Here is an 18,716-nt window from a genome sequence, read left to right as displayed (position 1 = left end):
GCAGGTCCTCCACGGCGCGGGCGCGGATCCTCTCGCTGGGCCGAGCCCCGGCGAGCGCCTGGGCCAGCTCCGCTCTGAGAAGCTCGTCGAGGCCGGACCGGGCGCCCGGGGCGTCGGGCGACACGACCAGGGCCCGCGTGAAACGGATCCAGCTCTGTTCGGGGTCTCTGTGCAGCACCTTCCTGCCCTGGCGGACCAACTCGGCCGCGAGGTCGAGAGCCAGGGAACCCTCCTCGGGCAGCAGCGCGCGGGCCAACTCCAGGCCGTCGATCCGGTCGGTCGAGGAGTAGCCGTGCCCGTTGCGCCCCCGCCCGACGTTCCTTCCCGCGCGGAGTACGGCCGCCCGGTCGGCGGCGGTGAGGGTACGCCCGAGCCGCCGCGCCCCGCTGAAGTCCGCGAGCGCCTTGCCCCACTCCCCGGCCCCCATGTGGTCCAGTGCCCGTGCCGCGAGAGCCCGGGAGACCGGGCTGGCGCACGAAAGGTGGTCGGGCGATTCGGCGGTCCAGCCGCCGGGGTCCGGGTGGCGTGCGGTGTAGGCGTCGAGAAGGGTGGAGTGGCGGCCCTGGTCGACGAGAGCCCAGGCGGCGCCCGAGAGCGGGATCAACTCGCCGGGACCGGCCTCGGACGGGACGACCAGAGGATCGAGCTGCTCGGCCTCCCAGGCCGTCTCCCATGCGGTCAGGGCGTCCCGGCCGGCGCGGACGTCCAGGGCGTGCAGGAGGTCGGTGACGCGCCCGAGCAGTTGACGGCGGGCGTCCTCCCACAGCTCGTCGGGTACGGGGGCGCCGCGCCGCTCGGCGATGACCCCGCGGAAGTCACCGGGGTCCTCCTCGCCCAGGAGGTGCGCCCACAGCACGATCGCGAGCGCGGCGGTACCGGCTTCGGTGTGCCGTCCTTCCTCGCTCAGCCTGCGGAGGGCACCGACCGCGAGAGCGTGGACGATCCCCGTCTCCGCCCAGCCCAGGTCGTCGCTGTCGGGCAACCGACGGGCCGCCTCCTGCCAGTTCCCGGCCCGCGCGGCCAGGGCGCTGCGGAGCATGGTGTACCGGAGGGCGGCGTCCTCGTCCTCGGTCGTACCGAACTCGCTCTGGAACCGCTGCAGAAGCGGTCGTACGAGACCGAACTCGGCTCGAAGGAAGGCATGCTCGGCCCTGGTGAGAAGATGGTCCGCCGTGACGGTCCGGTCGGGTTCGCCGGTGTCGTCCACGTGCACGATCTATGGCCCCCCTGGTCCCCGACGTGACAAGAGCCACCGTAGGGAGGTGTGTTGGCGACGTCAACGCACGATCGGACGAGGTGGCTGGATCTTGCGTGACGTTCCGCCGACGTGACTCATTCCCGGTGCTGAGCGGTCAGCTCGGCCCGTACCGTCTTGCCGCTGGGCGGGTAGGGGAACGTTTCCCAGCGGTCCGCGAGCGCGGCGACGAGCGCGAGACCGCGACCGCCGTCGTGCAGCCTCTCGGGCGCGGCGCTCACAGGACGAGGAAATGGCCACCGGTTCCCGCACGCGTCCGTGACGTCGACGCGAAGACGACCGGGTGAGGGGTCGTACGCGAGCGAGAGCCGGAAGCTGCGGCCGGGCAGACGACCGTGGAGTACGGCGTTGGTGGCGAGCTCCGCGACGACGTACTCGGCACGCTCCGTGAGGTCCTGCGGAGCGCCCCACGACCGCAGCTGGGTCAGGCAGAGTAGCCGTGCGAGCCGGGCGCCGCGCCGCGTGGAGGAGAGCAGCTGCGTGAAGGCGAGCTGTGGCGCGGCCAGTTGGGGGAGGGGTCGGTTCATGGGGCCAGCGTGACGGCCGGATGTGGCCGGAAGCGAGTGCCGCACCCCGTACGCGGAGTCAGCGTACGGGCACGTGGTGTGGACAGTACGCGGAGCGTGCGGTCACGCTGAGTGGTGAATGCGGGCGGTGATCGCCGTAGGTGCGGCACGGAGAGAGGGGCGGCGGATGAGCATCGTCGAAGGGGAGGCGGCGGGCGCCCGGGTGGTCCCGGCGGGGGAGTGGGAGCGGGAACCCCACCCGTCGGACAGTCTGCGCACGTTCGGCGCGGTCGTCCAGGCGTTGCGCGAACACGCGGGCCTCAGCCGGGCCGAGTTCGCCGACCGCGTTCGGTACTCCAAACACACCGTGGAGTCGGTGGAGCTGGGCCGCCGGATGCCGGACGAGGCCTTCGTCGAGCGCGGGGAGGAGGCGACCGGCAACACCGGGGCTTTGAGGAAGGCCGCGCGCCACGTGAGCCGGGGAGAGGTGGGCCTCGCGGCCTGGTTCCGGAGGTGGGCCCGGCTTGAGCGGGAGGCGGTGAGCCTGTGCACGTACGAGTGCCGGCTGGTGCCGGGGTTGTTGCAGTCGGAGGCGTATGCGCGGGCGGTGTTCGAGGGCACGATCCCGCTCCGGACGGACGAGGAGCTGGAGGCACAGCTCACTGCACGGATGGAACGGCAACGGATGATGCGCGAACGGCCGACCGTGCCGTTCAGCTTCATCGTGGAGGAGCATGTGTTCCGGCGTTGGTTCGGGGACGCGGAGGCGATGCGGGGGCTGCTGGACCATGTGTTGGAGCGGAGCGCTCCGCGCAATGTGACGCTTCAGGTGGTGCCGATGGAGGCGGGGTTGCATGCGTGCCTGGATGGGCCGGTGCAGGTTCTGGAGACCCCTGAGGGGCGGCGGCTCGGCTACTCCGAGGGCCAGAAGAACGGTCGGCTGATCTCCGACGCGAAAGAGGTAAGTGTGCTATGCCACCGCTATGAAACACTGCGCTCGCAGGCCCTGAGTCCCAAGGATTCCAGGGACCTGCTGGAGCGACTGCGAGGAGAGCTATGAACACCGGTACGACGGAACTCGCCTGGTTCAAGTCCAGCTACAGCGGCAGCGAGGGCGACAGCTGCGTGGAGATCGCGATCGCCGAACAGGCCGTTCATGTACGGGACTCCAAGGACGTGACCCGCCCGGCGTTCGTCGTGAGGCGCGAGGAGTGGGCGCCCTTCGTGAGGTTCGTGTCGGGGAACTGAACGACCGGTGTGCCGCCGCGACAGCGGAGCGAACGGCGGCACACCTCGTCTCTCAGGTGAGCGTGTTGCGTAGGTGCGGGCCGAGGTAGCCCACGTACACTTTCCCCGACCTGGGGCCGTCCTCGTAGAAGTGGAGGCGCGGGGCGACGGTGTTGCCTCCGCCGATCTTCAGATGGGCCTGCATGAAGACTCGCCCGTCGGCGTCGACCGCTTCCGGGACGGGCAGGATGCGCTCGCTGCGCAGTTTGCCGTTCCTGGCGACGGTGTCGGACTCCCGCATGGCCACCTTGGCCGCGGGGAACGGGAAGTCGCCGGACGCCTCGGACTTGCACCAGCTCAGGAAGTCGCCGGAGGCCTTGCCGTCGGCTGAGGCCTCGGCGAACTGGTTGAGTGCCAGGAGACCGTCCCAGGCCACGTTCAGCCAGTTGTCCACCGACTGGCTGTCGAGCTTCTGGGTGGTCTTGGGGTTGCCCGTGAAGGCGATGAAGGGAAGTTCTTCCAGCCGGTCGAGCAGGTCGGCGAAGGTCTCCGGGTAGGTGATGGACGGAGTGTCGGCCGCGCCGTAGGCCGTGGCGAAGTCGCCGGCGGCTTCCAGACGTTCCCGCAGGAAGCGTATGAGGCGCTGGGATTCCTGGAACTTGTCGTACAGCTCCTCGTTCTGGCCTCGAAGGTCATCGCTTCCCCGCTCCGCCTGGGCGAGTTCCGCATAGAGGTCGTTGATCTCGTTGACACGCACCGCCTCCGCCTGCTCCGCCTCGTTCAGCAGCGAGGTCAGCGCGGCGTTGTCGTTACGCAGCTGGGCGATGTCCGCGCCGTCCGAGCTCGGCCGAAGGCGAGTCCGCTGTCGCGGAACGCTCAGCAGGGCGGCAGGCAGCGCGTGGCGCGAGGCGAGCCGCTGCGGGAGCGCAGCAAGGATGGCGGCGGCACGGTGCGTACCGGCTTCGATGGTCCGGCGGGACATCACCGGGTGACGCTGCGCGTCCGGCTTCCAGGCCGGATCGAGCCCCGGTACGTACGTGCGGACGCCGCCGCCGAACACAGGGTGGAACTCCAGCTCGGTGTTGAATTTGACCTGCGCGGCCGGCATGAGGACGTACAGCACGGCCAGTCCATGCAGGTTCCGGAAGAGCGGCTCGACGACCCTGCGTGACCAGTCGTCGGGGTCCTTGCCGTACGGCACGGTGGCGATGACGACGGGCATCCGACGGTTGGCATCGCACAGCTCTTCGAGCAGGTCGTTAACATCGCCGTCGTCCTCGATGAAGGCCGGCGTGGTGGTGACGTCGGCCTGGCCGTCGCGAGCCTCCAGCGCATCAAGCAGAGACCGAGCGATGCCCGGAGTTTTGGCGGGCTTAGGAAATTCGCCCGTGTTGGCCGGCTGGTGCTCGATGTCGACCTGCACCCAGGTGCGGCCCTCGTCCTCGGGGAGCCCGGAGCGCACGACGAGCGTCGACTGCCAGGTGCCCGAGGTGGCGGAGGGCGTCTCGCGCATGCGCCACCGACTGTACGCACCCTTCCTGCCGGACTCGGAGTCACGGTCGAGGGTCGCGTGGGCGGCGATCTCGGTCCGGCCCTCGTCGAGCCCGGAAGGGTCGTACCGCTTGGTGAACTTGAGCCATTCGATCAACTTCCGCTCTGCTATGGCGCAGGTGTCGACGTAATCCGATTCGGTCGACACGACCATGCGATAGCCGCGTGGTTCCATGGACGGTCCCCCTCAAGGGTGTGAGACGTGAGGTGCCTGTCATTCCTCGCCGGCAGGGCCGTAACCGAGCGCGGCACGGTTGAGGAAGCGGTCGCCGAGGTCGGGTGCGGGTCTCGGCGCGGCCTTCTTGGGCGCGGGCTTCGGGGCCGACTTCTTCTTGGCGACGCTTTTGGCGGCTGTCGTGCCGCGTGCCTCAAACTTCTTCCGGAGCAGGGTGAGCTGCTCGCGTTCCTGGACGGTCTGATCGGCGGGCAGGGCGTTGACGAGGGCCCGGGCGCGGCTGAGCACGTACCGCGCCTGGGCCCAGCGCTTGGCGTTCATCGCCGTACGGATCACCCCGAGGACCTGCTGCAACGCCTTGACCTTCGCGGCCTGCCGCCGGGGCAGCGGGAACTCGGCCCCACTGCCCCGACGCTGCCCGGCGGCACGCGTCCCCCCGTCCGCGCCCGACGTCAGAACGACGGCCGAGCGCGGGTTGCTGGTCTGGCTTCTACGGACCACTTGGCGTTGCTTCCTCGGATGGGTCAGTTGTGGCGGGGGCCCTGGCCGGGGGGCGGGGTGAGCGTGGAACGGTAGCTGCCGGACTCGCCCTCGGTGAGCGGGGTCTCCATCGTCAGGCCGGCGGCAGCCATACGGTCGTACTCGGCGAGGATCAAGTTCTTGGTGCGGTACTCGCCGTGCGCCTTGATGTCGTTGTCGCGCGTGACGTTGAAGGTGTCGAGGATGTAGGCGGTGTCGTCGCGGGTGATGCCGTAGAGGTGGAAGAACAGGGCGTCCAGCTCGGCACGGATGACGGCACGACGGTCGGGGTCCCAGCGGAAGGGGGCGCCGGTGTCGTGGAGGTCGCGAGCGAACGCGCTCATGTCGTTTGCCGTGTAGGTGAGCTCGAGGATGCGCGGGGAGATGAACGCCGTGTGGGGCGAAAGCTGGTCTGGGGTGGGGACAGCCAGCTGTCGCACGATGAAGTAGCTCATCGATGTGCCACCGATCGCCTGTCGCGCCGCGTAGTCAACGACGAACGAGGACCAGACAGCCGTGAGCAGCGCCGCCTGCGGGGTAAGGGCCAGGAGGTACTTGTGGCCGAAGCCGTGGGCAGGGGCGGCCGCCGCGATCAGCGTTCGCTCGTTGCCTGTGTTGGTGATGTCCCGCCAGCCCAGCAACCAGTCCTGGTGCCACCCCTTGGCTGCAAGGCGGCTGCGAACGCCTTGCTCCATGATGGGCTTGCCGCTCCTGTCGTGTTCACCAGTTGGAACGTCTTGCTCCGGCACCCAATAGCGTGGCATTGGGACGGCGGAGGCATCCTGATGCTGTTCCATAGTGAGACGCGGGAGGGTACCCACAGCGAGCTGCTTCTCCGTAGCGTTCTCGTATGTGGAGAAGCGGTGGTCGTAGTTGTGCAGCATCTTGGCCTCGTACAGCGGGAGTAGGCGCTCATCGCCGTTGACGAGTACGTTGCCATCGAGGGTCCAGCCTGCCTTGAGGAGATCGTCAAAGGTCTCGTCGTTCTGGGCAGCCGGGCGGAACAGGTGGGAGTCGCTTGCCATGTTGAACAAGCCTTGGGCGAACGACACGCACCAAGGGTTCCCGCCCGCCTCCTTCGTCTCGTTGATCAGGACTGGCACGCGGCGGTAGATCCCCAGAGTGATCTCGGCATCCCGGCGACTGCGGAAGACAGGGCACGTGCCGGTGTTCGGGTTGAGGAGCTGGATGTCGTGGCCTGTCAGGGGGTAAGAGCGCTCAGGGATCTGGGCGACCTGACGGACGCGGAACGCAAGGGAGATCTGGTCGTCGAGTCTTCCGGAGCCCCGCATGCAAAACAGGAGGAATGGCCGGTCGTGGTGAACGCCAGGGAAGATCCTCTCCTCGTTCTCGAAGCCGTGCACGGCGACAAGGTGCCCCTTGATAACAAGGTCCTTGAAGAAGTACTGCGTCGTTGCGTCCGTCGCGATCCCAGTCGGGACGATCACGCCCGTCCGCCCCCGCGGCCCCGTCAGCGTCCGGTCCGTCTCTGTGAACACGGCGTACGTGTTGATGCGCCCCCGACCGGTAAGCGGAAAACGGTCGCTGCTCCGCAGGAAGTGACTCTCCCCCTCCGCGCGCCGTTTGGCAGCCTCGAATTCGGCGTACAGACGCACGCCATCAGGGTCGTCGCGCAGCTCGGCGATGAGGCGCTTCCGCGCAGCGGAGTTCTTGGCCCCGGCGATGCGCGGGTCCCGCTGGGCGAAGAACTCGTGCTCCACCATCTCGACCCGCTCCCACGGCGGATTCCCCACCACCGCGTCGAACCCGCCGGCCCACCCCGTCCCCGCCTGGACACCCACACCCGACTCCGGGACGGAGAACACCTCCGGAAACTCCAGGTGCCAGTGGAAGAACCGGTACTGGTCCCGCAGCTCCCGGATCTGAGCATGCGTCGCATCCGACACCACCGACTGGTCCCGGCCCCGCAGCGCCCGGAACACCTGGTCCGTCGGGGCATCAGGCGCGCCCACCTGCTTCGGCCACACGAACGCGGCGCACCACGCGTCGGCGGCGTGCAGGTCGTCGACGTATGTGGTCGCCTTCGTGTAGGCGCGGTAGGCGGACTCCTGAGCCCGCACCTGCTCCAGCGAATCCGCCGGGGCCATCGTGATCCGCGCAAGCTCCGCCGCGTACCGCTCGTTCCCCGGCAGGGTCTCCGTGTCGAACAGGAGCTCGTCCTGGCCGCCCCGCTGGGCCTTGTTGCGCTTCACGAGGCCAGACGCAAACTTCCGGTCGTCGCCCTCGATCGGCTTGAACGCGTCGTCCGGGACACCCTCCGACAGCAGCTTCGGCGTCGTGCCGATCAACCCGTTGCCGTGCTTGACGTGCGCGTCGAGGAAGCTCAGCGGCTTGCCCCGTTCCATCGCCTCCAGCCACAGCGAGACCTTCGCCAGCTCCACGGCCATCGGGTTGAGGTCCACGCCGTAGATGCAGCGCGCGACGACCTCGTGGAGGGCGTGGCGCAGGGCGTCGACCGGGGGCTCCGGGTTCCGTTCACGTACCGAGGCCACCCGCTTGGCGATCCGCCGCGCCGAGGCGACGAGGAAGTGGCCCGAGCCGCAGGCTGGGTCACAGACCGTCAGGGAAAGGAGCTCCGCGACGATGTCGTCGGCGGGGTCGGGCCGGCCGGCCTCGGTGGCCTTCAGCTCGCCCCGCTTCACGGCATCGTCTATCACCGGGTCCAGCGTCGTGTCGAGCAGGCACTCGATGAGCGAGGAGGGAGTGTAGTAACTTCCCGTCGTCTTGCGGGTGTTGCCCGCAACCTCGACCAGTTCGAAGGACCGGTCCGTCGCCGAGTGCTTGGGCTCCAGCTCGAGCAGGGACTCGTAGACCGAGCCGAGCTCCTCGGCGTCCAGGTGGCGGTAGTCGACCGGACGCCAGCGGCGGGCGCCCGGGTCGCGGACCTGGGCGAGGTGGCGGACGGCGGCGAGCAGCGACTCGTTGGACAGCTTGAGGCCGTCGAGCGGCGCGTCGGCCGGTTTGTGGGAGAACAGGCCGCCGAGGCCGGGCAGACCGAGCTCGGGGCGGCCGCCCTCCGTGCCGAGGGCGGTCAGGACGATGCGCAGGGCCTCGTACTGGTCGCCGTGGGCCGTGCCCTGCCGTCGGCGGGCGCGTTCGCGGAGCCGGGCCGAGGAGAAGTACCGCTCGTACGCCTCCCGTCCCGGCTCGCCCGGCTTTCCGTCGAGCAGGGCGTCGCGGTCCTCGGCGACGAAGACGAACAGCAGCCGGTAGACGAGGCGAAGGAGGGCGTCCCGGAGGGCCTTCGGGTCGGTGTTCTCGCGCAGCTTGCCGTTGTCCGGGTGGCGCAGGAAGCCCGTACCGAGGACCGTGAGGGCGTTCTGGACGCCCAGGCGGAGCTGGTCCAGGGCACGGGCGCCGGAGGTCACGGCCTCGGCGCGCCACTTCTCCAGCCAGCACCCCGAGGCAGCCGTGCCGTCCGCCACGGTGAAGCGGGACGCGTGCAGCAGGCTGTACAGGAGGACGAACTCGCTGAACAGCTCGCCGTCGAAGAGGGCTTCGAGGTCGAACTCGACGTAGGCCGCGGTGGAGAAGGACGAGGAGTCGCGCAGCAGGCGCAGGCGACGCCCGTTGGTGAGGACGGCCCACAGGTGGGCCTCGGCGCGGTTGAGGCAGTCCTGGAGCATGGACTGCGCGGGGACCTGGCCGGGGGCCGGGCGCTTGTCGAGTTCCTGGTTCCAGGGGATCTGGTGGATGAGCGCGGGGCCGTGCCGGTGGGAGACGGGGAAGCGCTTGTCCGGGTCGGAGTCGGCGGGGATTCCCGCCGCACCGACCTCCGTCAGCGCGCCGAAGTCCAGCTTGCGGAAGAGCTGGGCCAGCCAGTCGGTGCCGGCGCGACCGGTCGGGTCGGCGGCGGGTGCGCCGGTCGTCGGGTCCGACGGCAGGGCTGCGCGCAGGTCGCGCCAGAGGGGCTTGAGGTACTCCCAGGCGCGCTCGGCCTCGTCGCGTACGGGCACGGAGGCGGGCAGGCCGTAGTCGGCGGACTTGGTGCCGGGCAGGTTCCGCGCCTCGGCGATGCGGAGCAGCATGTCGGCGGGGAGCAGTCCGCCGACCGTGGTGACGGCGGTGAAGGCCAGGGCGTTGCGGGTGGCGGCGGACATCAGGCTTCGGCTCCGGACACGGTAGGGGCGGACGCGGCGGGGGCGGACTGCTGGGGCAGGTAGACGTACACGCCGAGGACGTCGGCGGGCTCCTGCGGGACGACCTTCAGACCGCGGACGATCTCCTCGTTGGCCTTGCGGACCCGACGGTGCGAGGCGTCGAGCTCGGCGGCCAGGCGCGTGCCGTACTCGGTGAGGTGCGCGGCCAGGTCCGGCAGACCGCCCAGGTCCTTGGCGATCTGGTTGGCCACCATCTGCTCGTGGGTGTTGGCGGTGGCGCGGGCCCCGAGGAGCGCGGTGGTCGCCTCGTCGTCCAGCCAGCGGGCGCGCGACGGCATCCCCTCGTACGCGAGGAGCCGGGCGTCCTCGGCGACCAGCTGCCGCTCACCGGTGCGGGACGGCAGCGTCAGGTGGAAGCGGTAGCGGACCAGGAGGAGCGTGGTGCGGACCCTCACCGCGTCCGTGGTGACGACACCGCAGCGGCGGGCCGGCCGGGGGCCGGGGGTGTTCGCGTCGAGGGCCGAGTCCAGGACGTACGAGGCGATGGCGCCGATCGCCGGGTCGGTGCGGACCAGGGCGGCCTCTCCGCGGCCGATCGCGGGCGTCGTACGGAAGGGGATCTCGCGGTCCTCCTCGACGAGCCGGCCGCCGAGGGTGGCGGCGAGCGCGTCCCGCAGACCGGCGGGGGTGCCGCCGACCTGGGCCGTGAAGTCGCCGGAGCCGTCCCTCGGGTCGCGGACCAGGGCGTCCAGGTCACGCAGGGCCTCCAGGGCGAAGCCGCGCACCTCCTCGGCGCCGCCGAGCGCGGCCCGTACGGCGGCGACCTCGCGTGCCACCTCCTCCGGGTGGATGGCGCGCTGGGCGTACTTGGAGCGGGAGGTCTTCTCCCGCTCGGCGGCCGAGTTCCACTCGCGCTCGATCCGGTCGAACGACTCCTGGTGGCCGTCCAGGTCGAACAGGCTCTCCTGGCTGCCCTGCCGACCGTGCAGCAGCAGCCACTCCACGACGGCGTCGGTGACGCCGGAGGCGGTCTCGTCGGGGACGGAGACGGAGATGCCCAGGTCCTTCATGATCTGCCGGTGCTTCTTGAACAGCACCTCCAGGACCTTGCCGTCGATGCCGTTGTCCTCGCCGTACATGGTGATGACCCGGACCTGGTCGCGCTTCTGCCCGTAGCGGTCGACGCGGCCCTCGCGCTGGTCGTGGCGGGTGGGGTTCCACGCGAGGTCGTAGTGGACGACCGCGTCGAAGTGGTGCTGGAGGTTGACGCCCTCGGAGAGGCAGTCGGTGGCGATGAGGACACGGCGGACGGCCGGGTCGTCGGCCTCCTCGGCGGCGGCCTCGGCGGCGAGCTGCTCGATGCGCTCCAGGCGCTGCTGCGGGGAGAGGGTGCCGGTGACCGCGGCGATCTTCGTCTTCTTGCCGAGCTTGCCCTCCAGCTGGGTGGCGAGGTACTCGGCGGTGGGGATGTAGCGGCAGAAGACGATCGGGTGGTAGCCGTCGGCGATCAGGCTCTTCAGGTGGCGGGTGAGGGCCTTCAGCTTCGCGTCCTCGGCCGGGCCGACGAGTGCGGCGGCCCGCCGGGACAGGTCGAGCAGCCGGGCGCCCGCCTCCTCCGACTCGGCGGCGCCCGGGGCGACGTCCATGCCTTCGAGCCGGTCGTTCTCGGCGGAGTCGGAGGCCACTGGGGAGCCCAGTGCGTCCGCCTCCTGCGCGGTGCGGGCGGTGGCGGACTCGGAGCGGGTCTTCAGGGTCTGCGCGGCGGCCGCGGGCGAGGACACCATGGAGCGCAGCAGTGCGATCACCGACCACCAGGCGATCCGCGCCTCCCGCTTGCCCTGCTCGCCTGCGGCCGCGACGCGGTCGCGGGCGTAGGCGATGGCGTCGTCGAGCAGCGCCCGGTAGGCCGGCGTCAGCTTGTACGGCTCGTCCTTCGTCCAGCGGTCGGACGGGAAGGCCGTCCGCTCGGCGAGGGAGTCGTCGGCGAGGCCGTCCTCCTTGGTGAGGTACTCGCGGACGTCGGCGCGCTTGCGGGCCACGAAATGCTCGGCGAGCTTCGCCCGGCCCGCCGGGGACTCCAGGTCGAGCGTCGCGAGTTCCGGCCGCACCAGGCCGAGCAGGTTGCGGAACGCGGACTCCTTGCCGGAGTGCGGGGTCGCCGTCAGCAGCAGCAGGTGCCGGTCCTCGTTGGCGGAGACCCTGCGCAGCAGCTCGTACCGGAGCTGGTTCGCCGCGGACGACGTACCACCGTTGGCGGCGTCGTCGGCCGCCACACAGGAGTGGGCCTCGTCGACGATCACCAGGTCGGGGCAGTGCTTGACGAAGTCCTCGCGGTGCCGGGTCGACTTGATGAAGTCCGTCGAGATGATCGTGTACGGGTGCTTGTCGAACAGGGACTGGCCCAGTTCCAGGCCGCGCTCCAGACGTGACACCGTGGAGGCGAGGACGAGTTCGGCGTCGATGCCGAACTTCTCCCGCAGCTCGGACTGCCACTGCTCAGCGAGCGCGGGGGAGCACAGCACGGCGAGCCGGGTCGCCTCGCCCTGCGCGAGCAGCTCCTTGGCGATCAGGCCGGCCTCGACCGTCTTGCCGATGCCGACGTCGTCCGAGATCAGCAGCCGTACGGTCCGCTGCCGCAGCGCCATGAGGAGCGGGACCAGCTGATAGGCCCGGGGCTCCACGGCGATCGAGGCCAGCGAGCGGAACGGGCCCGCACCCGAGCGGAAGCCGATCCGGAGCGCCGTGCGCAGCAGACCGGCGGACCGCTGGTCGCCCAGGTCGGCCGGGCTCGGCGCCGCGAACTCGGCCGGACGCACCTCCTCGAAGGCGGGGAAGACGGCCGCGATGTCGTCCTCGCCCCCGCCCAGGGGGCGCAGCACCAGCATGTCGGGGGCGCTCTCGGGCAGCACCACCCATTCCCGGCCACGGGCGGCGACCAGCGAGCCGGCTGTGTACGTGAGGCTCATGAGTTGTCTCAGTTCCTTGGGATCGAGAGGGGGTGCTGCGGTCAACGCAGGTGGAAGTAGGCGGCGTTGTGGTCGGTGATGGCGTCCCAGTCGGCGTCCGTCGGGAAGCGCACGACGTCCCAGCCGGCGTCCTCCAGGCGGTAGCCGGCCTCGACGTCACGCGTCGGGTCGGCCGCGTGGCCGGGGCCGTCGACGAACACCGCGAGGTTGGCGCCGTCCAGGCGGAAGACGAGGTCGGGGCAGGCCCCGGCCTCCGGGACGAGGACCTTGACCTCGTCCGGCAGCCGGTAGCCCTTCGCCCTGAGCCAGCCGAGCAGGTCGCCGCTCGTGACGAGGGCGCTCAGGTCCGTCTCCAGCGGGGTCGGGGCGGGTGCCTCGGCCCTCTCCGGCGCTTCGCCGCCTGCGGTGGCCGGGGCCAGCCTGCGGAAGGCCTCGCTGCGGGACTCGCCGCGGTCCTCCCGTTCCGTCCGGGCGTCGGCGAGGCGTGCGAGCAGCGGGCGTGCGCTGTGCCGGCTCAGCCTGCGGTGGTGCGTCTGGTTGGCGTAGGTCAGCAGGCAGGCGTAGCAGCCGCGGGCGCACTCCTCGCCGTCCGCAGGGCCGCCCTCGTCCTCGCCGGTGTCAGGATCGAAGTGGCAGATCTCCAGGGCGGTACGGGCGGCCTTGGCCAGGGCGTCCTTGTCGTGCTGGATGCGCCGCAGCACACCGGCGCCGCCCTCGGCGGCCTCCGTGAACAGGATGCGGCGCCGCGGGCCGTCGTCCGGAGGCAGCAGCTCCGCGGTCAGCTCGGAGTCCTCCAGCTCGAACGCGGCCTCGATGCCCCGTTCGAGCGCGTACAGGAACGACAGGGCCACCGGCTCCGGCTGCGGCTCGTCCAGGGTGAGGACGAGGATGTTGCGGCGGTCCTCCACATAGGGCAGAACACGCTTCTTGCGGCGCTTCTCGTTGCCGTCCTCGTCGACCACGGGCATGCCGGTACCTTCGATGGCGTCCGCGGCGGCCCGGTCGTTGAGCCAGCGGCCGTCGCCCAGGTCCAGCCAGTAGCCGTCCGGCTCGCCCTCCTTGTCCCGGACGCGGCCGAGATTGGTGATGCGGACCGTCGCCGAGTCGCCGTAGTCCAGGTCGAGCACGGGCGCCCCTTCGGCGTCCGTGACGTGTGAGGTGAGCCGTCCCTTGCGGGCGCCGTGGCCCTGGAAGGCGTACGAGGTCTCCAGACGGAAACCGGCCCGGCGGCGCTCCTCCTCGTCGGAGGAGATCCGCTCGCGCGGGGTGGTGTACACGGTGTGCAGATGGAGCAGACCGGTGCGCTTGCTCCTCAGCTCCTCCCCACACATCGCGCACTTGTCCACGCCCGGCTTGACGGCGTAGTGGTAGCCGCAGCCGTCGCAGCGCCGCGCCTCCGCCGTCGCCAGGTCACCCGAGGCGTCCGGCGGCAGCTGCACGCGGGTGACCTGGTAGCGGGCACCCTCGTGGTAGATCAGCGCGCCGGGGCCGAACTCCCGGATCGCGAGGAACCGGGGTCGCTGCAGATAGTCGCCGTCGGCGTTGCGACGGTTGCCGGAGCGCGGGATGTACGCGGCCAGGGGAAGCCGCGGGAAGCTGTAGCCGGGCAGGAAGCCCTCGGACGCCAGATAGCGGTACGGATTGAAGTCGCTCATCACCGACTTGCTGTCCGACGAGCGGTTGAGCAGCAGGTTCGTCTGCGTCTCCGCCTCGCGGCGGCGGGTGCGCGCCCGGCCCTGCTCGCCCTGCGAGAGGGTGTGGTCGACGACCCGCTTGTTCTGCTCGTACTGGTCGACGACGGCCGCCCGGAACAGCTCGCGCCACCGGTCGAAGGAGTCGTCGAACCGCTGCGGGGCACGCTCGATCCGGTCCTCGATCCACTCGTCGTACCACCAGGTGGTGTCCGCGAAGTCCGCGATCAGCGGGGCGAGGACGGTACGGGCCGCGGCGACCGCGCGCCGGCGGGCACCCTCGTCCAGGGACAGGTCGCGGATGTGCGGGAGGAGCGGCAGCGGCATCTGCGGATCGGGGCGGTCGCTGCCGTCGGGGTCGTAGGCCACGTCGACGACGTCCGGGATCGCGACGCCCAGCTTCATCCCCGTCTCCGCGAGCCAGATGCCCTGGATGTGGGAGCGGACCAGGTCCTCGTTGGCGAGGTCGAGGCGCGGCGGCGCCACCTGCCCGGCCACCATGTCCTGGGAGCGGCGGAAGTAGTACTGGTCGTGGCTGTTGCCCGTGGCGCAGTACGTGGTCACCAGGGCGGGCTGACCGGAGCGGCCCGCCCGGCCCGAGCGCTGCGCGTAGTTCGCCGGGGTCGGCGGCACGTTGCGCATCAGCACGGCGTTCAGCGAGGAGATGTCGACGCCCAGCTCCATCGTCGGCGAGCAGTACAGCAGGGGCAGTTCCGCCGTGCGGAACCGGCCCTCCCGCTCCAGCCGATCCTCCGGGGTGACCTGCGCCGTGTGCTCCCGGGCGAACAGGCCGGCCAGCTCGGCCGCCGCCGTCCGGTACAGGTCGCGGAAGAACGGGTTGACGCGCGGACCCTCCCCGCTGCTGTACGTGCGCGCCAGCGGGTCGATCGCGCCCCGCTCACCGCTGCCGGCACGCCAGATCAGGGCGGCGGCCGACACCCGGTAGCCGGTGCGCTTCTCGGCCGCCCGACGGCGGTAGGCGGGGCCGGCGTGCTCGGGGGCCGCCTCCACCTCGCGCACCAGCTCCGTCTCGAGCAGCACCTTCAGCAGGTCCTCGATGACGACCTGGACGTCGTCCAGCGCCAGGGCACGCAGCTCGGGCATGTTCCGCCGGAGGTACTTGCCGAACTTGCCGCGGGCCGACAGGAACAGCGCCGAGCGCTCCATGCCAGGCTTCGAACCGTACGGGTAGGCGGTGCCGACGGCGGGCCGGTCGCTCTCGCTCAGGACCCACGGCCCGGTGAGGCGTTCCTCGCTCGCCCGCAGCAGCGTGTCGAAGTCGTCGCGGAAGTACTGCACGTCGATGGCGAGGGCACGCCGCATGTGGTCGAGGAGTGTACGGGCGACCTCTTCGCGCAGCGCGGGGTCGGCCTCGCGCAGCACGGTGTGCGTGGCCTGCCAGCGGTCCGGCTCGGCGGCGATCCAGGCCAGGTCCTCGTAGTCGATCCGCAGCAGACCCGTCTGCTCCAGGTTCGGCATCGTGATGCGCCAGCCGCGCTCCAGGTCCCGGTAGAGCCGGTACCCGACGACATCGCGGAAGGCCTTCGTCGCACGACGCTCCATCGAGGGGGCCAGGGCCCTGCCCTCTGCGTACTCGCGCGGTGAGAGACCCATCACCTCGGTCACTGCTTCGGCGAGCTCGTCGTGGTGCAGGCCTTCCTCGCCCGCCCGCACGGCCGCCTGGTAGAGAGCGCCGCGCAACTGGGTGACCTGAGCGAAGTCGTTGAAGTGGCCGGCCTGGAGCGAGGCGTCCTGCCGGTTGTCGACGAAGGTGAGAAGCTTGCGCGCCTCCTTGCCGAGGCTCTCCTCCGGCACCGCCCGCAGGGACTTCACGATCGACGCGGAGATCAGCGAGGTGGCCGAGGAACGGCCCTCCTGGTCCAGCGTGGCCAGCTTGGCGAAGTCCCGGCCGCGGGTCTGCTCGTACGAGACCTGGCAGTGCACGCAGAAGAGGAACGGCGCCGGGACGAACGCCGCCACCAGTCCCTCGCCCGACTCGTTCCCGAACCCGTCCACGACGACCCGCTTGGGCACCCGGGGCCGGTAGGACTTCCTGACGACGGTCACGCCCTGCGCGTCCGTCTCGAGCCACGACTCCGGCAACCGCCGGTCGTCCACGGCCGTCTGCGGATCGGCCGGCCACTCGTAGTCCTCCCCGGGCATGCCGAGGTACAGGTAGCCCTCGCCGTCCCGGCCTCCGGAGGCGGAGGTGTCCCGGCGCGGCTCGTACCGGAACGTCCCGCTCTCCTCGGTGCGCCAGACCGTCAGGTACTCCTGGCCGCACTCACGGCAGAACGCCAGCGGGAACAGCGGCTTGCCATCGCTGCCGGGCTGCTCCAGCTGGTAGGTGCGGGTGAGCGGGCGGCTGAGCGGATCCTCAAGGGTCGTGTAGACCGTGTCGCCCTTCGAGAGGAACTGGTGCAGCCGGAAGGCGAACAGCGGGCGCTCCGTCATCGGGTTCTTCGCCTGCGAACCCGCCTCCAGCGTGGTGCGGATCGCCTCGCGCACGCTCTCCTCGGCCACCCCGGACCGAGCGGCGAGCTCGGCCGCCGCATCCTCGACGGTCCCCGGGGCGCAGCGCCGGAACCGACCCGTGCCTTTCTCGCGTTCCAGACCGAACCGCGACTCCAGCCACCGCGCCAGCGGGTCCTTCGTGAGCGCCTCGTAGGAACGGGGCGCCGCCGGCACCCGCAGCCGCTCGGCGGGCACCGTCGCCGGCGCCTCCTCGGTGGCCCGGATGAGGGTCTCGCCGATGACACGCTTCGGCAGCACCGTCGTGCCGAACAGCCGGCCGGCGACCTTGGCCACCTCGCGCCGCTGGTCCTCCCAGGAGCCCTCGGTGGACATGGTGGCCGAGGTGCCGATGCACTGAAGGGTCGTCGAGGCCCGGCAGGCCTCGCGGACCCGGCGGATCAGGAACGCCACGTCCGCGCCCTGCCTGCCCCGGTAGGTGTGCAACTCGTCGAAGACGAGGAACTGCAGCCCGTCGGCCATGCGGATGAGACTCGACCGGTCGTCCGGCCGGGTCAGCATGAGCTCCAGCATCACGTAGTTCGTGAGCAGGATGTCCGGTGGGTTCTTGCGCAGTTCCCGCCGCTGCTCTTCGGACTCCTGGCCGGTGTAGCGGGCGAAGGTGACCGGCTCGTTCCCCGACCCGAATCCGTGGCGCAGGTACTTCTCCAGCTCCATCAGCTGCGAGTTCGCCAGGGCGTTCATCGGGTACACGACGATCGCGCGCACCCGGCCCCCCGCGCTGCCCGGACCGGCTGCCTGACGCTCCTTCAGGACGTGGTTCACGATCGGGACGATGTACGCCAGGGACTTGCCGGAGCCCGTACCGGTCGTCAGCACGTAGGAGTCGCCCGCCTGCGCGGCCTCGATGGCCTGCCGCTGGTGGAGATGGAAGGTCAGCGGCCGCCCGTCCGGGCGCCGCGAGCTCTCCTTCTTGCCTGCCTGGAAGATCTCCGCGCACCTGGGGTGCAGGATCCCGTCCCGTACGAGGTCGGTGACCTTGCCCCCGTCGGCGAAGAACGGGTTCAGCGACAGCCACGGGTCGGGCCACTGCGACTTCGCCGCCATGTCGTCCGCGACGAAGCCGTCGATCCGGGCGTCCCGGATCACCGTCGCGCTCTTGGTGAAGCTCTCGTACTCGCTGATCAGGTCGGCGTGGATGCCGAAGACGTCCATCGTCTCGGGCAGGCGCGGTTCCCTGCGCGGCACGGGTGCGGGCGCCGCCGGGGTGCGCTCCGGGAGCAGGGCCCGCAGCCGGGCCACCGGGTCCATCACCTGCCAGTGCGGGGCAAGGAAGGCGGCCGTGTCGTCCGGCGCGAGTGCGAGCGGGACCAACACGTCACGGAGCAGGGCGGCGTTCTCGGGCCGCAGTTCGGCTTCCTTCTCGAGCAGGCGGTCGACCAGGCGGACCAGCTCGGCGGGCAGGTCCGGGCGCACCAGGGTCAGCAGCGGGGGCCGCGCGTGCTGGTGCTGCTCGGAGAGCTCGTACGGGGTCCGGGCGGAGAACGGCGGCTGCCCGATCAGCAGTTCGTACAGGATGCAGCCGAGCGCGTAGAGGTCGGCGAGGGCGGTGACGCGTTCGGCCCGGAACTGCTCGGGTGCCATGTAGCGGGCCGTGCCGACGCTGACGCCCGTGCTGGTCAGCCGGGTCTGGTCCGGGTCGTCGACGATCGAGCCCATGCCGAAGTCGAGGATCTTGACGGTGCCGTCGCGGGTCAGCATCACGTTGGCGGGCTTCAGGTCGCGGTGCACGACTCCGGCCGTGTGCGCGGCGGCGAGCCCGGCGGCGATCTGCGCCCCGATGGCGGCGACCCAGGAGACGGGGAGCTGCGGTTCCTCGTCGATGAGATCGGCGAGCGGATGACCGTCGAGCAGTTCCATGGCCAGATAGGGAAGTCCGTCACCTTGAGCGGTATCCACCCCGCCATCGAGCAGCAGGGTGAGGTTCGGGTGGCCCTTGGAGAGCATGCGCATGATCCGCACTTCGCGGCGGAACCGGGCGACCTCCTCGCCGGCACCCGAGGTGCCGACCGCCATTCCGGTCCGGCCGCGCAGGATGGTCTTGACCGCGACATTCCGGTACGGGGAGTTCGGCGCTGCCTGGAGATCCTCGGCGCGATGGACCTCGCCCATGTTGCCCCGCCCGACAGAACCCGTGATCCGGAACCGTCCGTCGATCATCTCCAGGCTCACT

General features: G+C 70.7%; 9 protein-coding genes. 2 read left to right on the top strand and 7 right to left on the bottom strand.

Annotated features, from left to right (window positions below; all coding sequences use genetic code 11):
* Both CCN56_RS08075 and CCN56_RS08070 read right to left on the bottom strand, forming a co-directional pair.
* On the bottom strand, window positions 1-1,207 hold a 1,207-nt coding region (locus CCN56_RS08075), incomplete at its 3' end, for a hypothetical protein (protein ID WP_143664460.1).
* Between the two features lie 125 nt (window positions 1,208-1,332).
* The gene (locus tag CCN56_RS08070) at window positions 1,333-1,782 is read right to left on the bottom strand and encodes an ATP-binding protein (protein WP_086824996.1); all 450 of its coding nucleotides are present in this window, start codon (window positions 1,780-1,782) and stop codon (window positions 1,333-1,335) included.
* 166 nt (window positions 1,783-1,948) lie between these two features.
* On the opposite strand from CCN56_RS08070, the gene CCN56_RS08065 reads away from it, so the two are divergent.
* Window positions 1,949-2,821: a helix-turn-helix transcriptional regulator gene (locus tag CCN56_RS08065; RefSeq protein ID WP_086824994.1), complete on the top strand. Its 873-nt coding sequence runs from the start codon at window positions 1,949-1,951 to the stop codon at window positions 2,819-2,821.
* Entirely contained in the window at window positions 2,818-3,009 is a 192-nt protein-coding gene (locus CCN56_RS08060; RefSeq protein WP_086824992.1) for a DUF397 domain-containing protein, read from the top strand. The genes CCN56_RS08065 and CCN56_RS08060 overlap by 4 nt, the downstream gene beginning before the upstream one ends.
* Window positions 3,010-3,061: 52 nt before the next feature.
* Here CCN56_RS08060 and CCN56_RS08055 read toward each other — a convergent pair whose 3' ends face one another.
* The 5 genes from CCN56_RS08055 to CCN56_RS08035 are packed head-to-tail and all read right to left on the bottom strand — an operon-like array spanning window position 3,062 to window position 18,703.
* Entirely contained in the window at window positions 3,062-4,693 is a 1,632-nt protein-coding gene (locus CCN56_RS08055) for a hypothetical protein (protein ID WP_086824990.1), read from the bottom strand.
* Window positions 4,694-4,753: 60 nt separating this feature from the next.
* Window positions 4,754-5,215, bottom strand: a complete 462-nt coding sequence (locus CCN56_RS08050) for a hypothetical protein (RefSeq protein ID WP_086824988.1) — start codon at window positions 5,213-5,215, stop codon at window positions 4,754-4,756.
* 23 nt (window positions 5,216-5,238) lie between these two features.
* Entirely contained in the window at window positions 5,239-9,354 is a 4,116-nt protein-coding gene (locus CCN56_RS08045; protein WP_086824986.1) for an Eco57I restriction-modification methylase domain-containing protein, read from the bottom strand.
* Window positions 9,354-12,320, bottom strand: coding sequence for a DEAD/DEAH box helicase (locus CCN56_RS08040; RefSeq protein ID WP_086824984.1), 2,967 nt, complete (start codon window positions 12,318-12,320; stop codon window positions 9,354-9,356). The genes CCN56_RS08045 and CCN56_RS08040 overlap by 1 nt, the downstream gene beginning before the upstream one ends.
* A gap of 41 nt (window positions 12,321-12,361) precedes the next feature.
* A complete protein-coding gene (locus tag CCN56_RS08035; protein WP_179199743.1) occupies window positions 12,362-18,703 on the bottom strand; it encodes a protein kinase in 6,342 nt (2,113 codons plus the stop codon).
* Window positions 18,704-18,716 lie beyond the last annotated feature (13 nt).

This window comes from Streptomyces sp. NRRL B-24572, assembly GCF_002156145.1.
GTDB lineage: Bacteria > Actinomycetota > Actinomycetes > Streptomycetales > Streptomycetaceae > Streptomyces > Streptomyces vietnamensis.
The sequence above is the reverse complement of the archived record's forward strand: the minus strand, read 5'-3'. Positions and strand labels throughout refer to the sequence as shown.